This is a genomic window from Reyranella soli (assembly GCF_007992495.1).
Taxonomy (GTDB): domain Bacteria; phylum Pseudomonadota; class Alphaproteobacteria; order Reyranellales; family Reyranellaceae; genus Reyranella; species Reyranella soli.
In genome coordinates this window covers 1-2,749 of record NZ_BKAJ01000326.1, presented here as the reverse complement: position 1 = coordinate 2,749, position 2,749 = coordinate 1, and the positions used below count along the sequence as shown (strand labels likewise).

The 2,749-nt window shown below is 66.6% G+C and carries 1 protein-coding gene; it reads right to left on the bottom strand.

Going from position 1 to position 2,749, the window contains the following annotated elements:
• The coding region (locus tag RSO01_RS46425; RefSeq protein WP_507763602.1) for an autotransporter outer membrane beta-barrel domain-containing protein at positions 1 to 2,531 on the bottom strand (2,531 nt) is incomplete at its 3' end.
• Positions 2,532 to 2,749: the final 218 nt, after the last annotated feature.

The following is a 2,749-nucleotide window of genomic DNA, read 5'->3' as shown; positions in this document are numbered from 1 at the left end:
AGCGCGCCGCCCCAGGCGCCCCACTTCGGCGGGGTGGTGGCATCACAGGCGACGTCGCAGGCTTCGGCCAGGGCCACGCGGTTGGACATCGGCGAGCCGCCACCGCCGCTCTGGTTGGCGAAGTTGTTCATGAAGAGCTGCATGCCCTGGACCATGGAGGTCGAGAAACCGGCGTAGTTGTTGCCGCTGATCGCCTGCAGGGTCGCCTGTGCCTGGGCGTTCGAGGTCGTGTTGAAGGCCATGGCGCCCAGCACGGTGGCGAAGTCGCCGGTGGCGGTGTTGACGTTGGCGTCGAGCACATTGCCGACGGCAATCTGCGTCGGCGTCGCGCCGGCGGCGGCGAAGCCGCCGATCTGCAGGTTGAGATAGGCGTTGTTGGCGTCGTAGCTCAGGTTCGACAGCAGGAAGGGGTAGAGCTCGTTGACCGAGGCGAAGGTGCCCGTAAGGCCGCCGGCGGCATTGACCAGGGTGTAGGTGGTGCTGGGTGCGAAGGCCATGCCGGGCAGTGTCGTCACCGTGACGACGCCGCCCTGCAGGTTGGCCGTGCCGCCGACATTGAGGCGGTCGCTCAGCCCCACGCCGCCGACCTCCGTCGCGAACACCGCATTTGACCCCTGCACGTAGTTGCCGCTGACCGTCATCGTGCCGATCGAGTTGCCGGGCGCCAGCATGCCGCTGTTGGCCAGGTTCCCGCTGATCGTGCCTGTGCCGCCGAGCACGCCGGAATTGCCGAAGCTGCCGCCGATCGTGCCGTTGTTGGTGAAGGTCCCCAGGTTGGAGACGCTGCCGGTGATCGTGCCGGTGTTGCCGAACGTGCCGGTCGCGGTGTTGATCACCGAGCCCGCGAGCGTGCCGCCGTTGGTCGCCGTGCCGGTGTTGGCGAGGCTGCCGTTGAACGTGCTGTTGTTGGTGAAGCTGCCCTGGTTCACCTGCCACTGGTTGGGCGTATTGACCGTGCCGTTGTTCACGAAACTGCCGCCGGCATAGACGGTGAGCAGGCCGTTGCCATTGATCGTGCCGTTGTTGGTGAAGCCGCCGCCGTTGACCGTGACGTTGCCCAGGAGCGTGCCATTGTTGCCGAGGGTGAGCATGCCGCCGTTCACCACCGTGCCGCCGCCGTAGGAGTTGGCACCACCCAAGGTCAGGTTGCCGCTCTGCAAGGTCAGGCCGCCCGGCCCGATGATCGGGCCGCCGAGCGTGCCCGAACCGGTCTGGTTCACCGTCAGGCCGCTCATGAGGAACGTGGTGAAGCTCGACAGGAATCCGTTGGGCAAGGTCAGGCTGCCCTGCAGCGCCAGCATGGGGACGATCACGGCGTTCGTGCCGTCCTTGTTGGTCGCCCGATAGCCGACGAAGCCGTTGATCGGATCGTAGACGTACGTGATGTTCTCGAAGAACGTGCGCCCGAGGTTGCTGGGAGGCGGGTCGTTCTTCGTGACCTCCACGCCGTACGGGGTGCTGGGATTGCCGAACTCGTCCACCTTGAAGCTGTAGGCCGCCTGGGTCTGGCCCGGCAGGTAGACCTCCACCGTCGAGCCGGGCTTGAGGCAGTCGACCTTCTTGTCGCCGGCCGTGCAGGCCAGGGACCTTTCGGTGGGGACGTCGTTGCCTGGCGAGTTGACGATCATGTAGGAGATGCCGCTGTCGGGCAGCACGCTGGCGGGGCCGAGATCGTACGTCCGGCCGTCGGTCTTGATCGTGATCGACGCGTTCTGCGAGCTCCAGCTGAGCGGGCAGCCCATGCCGGGGGTGTTGCAGTAGGACGGCAGGCCGCCGTTCGACGCCAGCTGCTGGAACGCAAAGCCGCTCGTGTTCTGGCTGTTGAGGCCCAGCAGGATGCCGGGTTTCCTGCCGAGGCCGAGATACTCGAAGCCGTTCACGCCGATGATGTAGCCCGCCTGCATGGTGCCGACATTCACGCCGCTGTTGCTGCTGCTCCCCGTCAGCGCCAGGAACGGATTCATGTTGTAGCTGTTGTTGGCCGGCGTGAGGGTGGCGGGATTCGAGTTCGGCCCGATCATGACGCCGCCGCGGTCGAAGCCGATGCCCAGCTGGTGGAACGAGTCCGGCTTGTTCTGGGTGGCCGCCAGGATCGGCACGCGCGCGGTCACATACTGGCCGTTCTCGCCGTTGATCCGCACCTCCGTCATGTAGAGCGCGCCCACCGGATTGGAGCCGCTGGTGCTGTAGGTGATGGTCGCGTAGTCGGCGAGCGGCTTCAGGCCGTTGGGCACGGTGTAGTAGCCCGAGCTGGCGACGAGGCCGAGTGAGCCGGTATCCAGGATGAAGGGGTTGGTCTGGTTGCCGTTGAGCGTCAGCGAGACGGTGTAGACCGGCGGGCCGCTGTCCGGGCTCGACTTCGGCACGACGGTGATCGGCACGAAGAACTGGCTGCCGTTGCCGTAGAGGTTCCAGCTCTGGCCGTGCGCCGGCACGCCCGCCAGCGCGAGCACCAGCGCCGCACCGAGCCGCGCGCTCCAGCGCAGCGTCGACCCTGTGGCCGACGCGCGATCACCGACCGGATGTCCCAAGACTTGATCTCCCCTGTCCAAAACTTTCCGCGGAAGCTAGCCGGCGGTTCGGCGGCATCAACCGGCCGAGTGCCCAAAATGGGTTTCTCGAGGCGGGCGATCGCATATGACTGCAAAACCCCGTCATCCCGACCGGAGCCGAGCCCCTCGGTTTCGCTAGGGACAGGCTCCGCGAGGCGGAGCGGCTCCGCTCGGGATGACGGAGGTGGGTCACCATG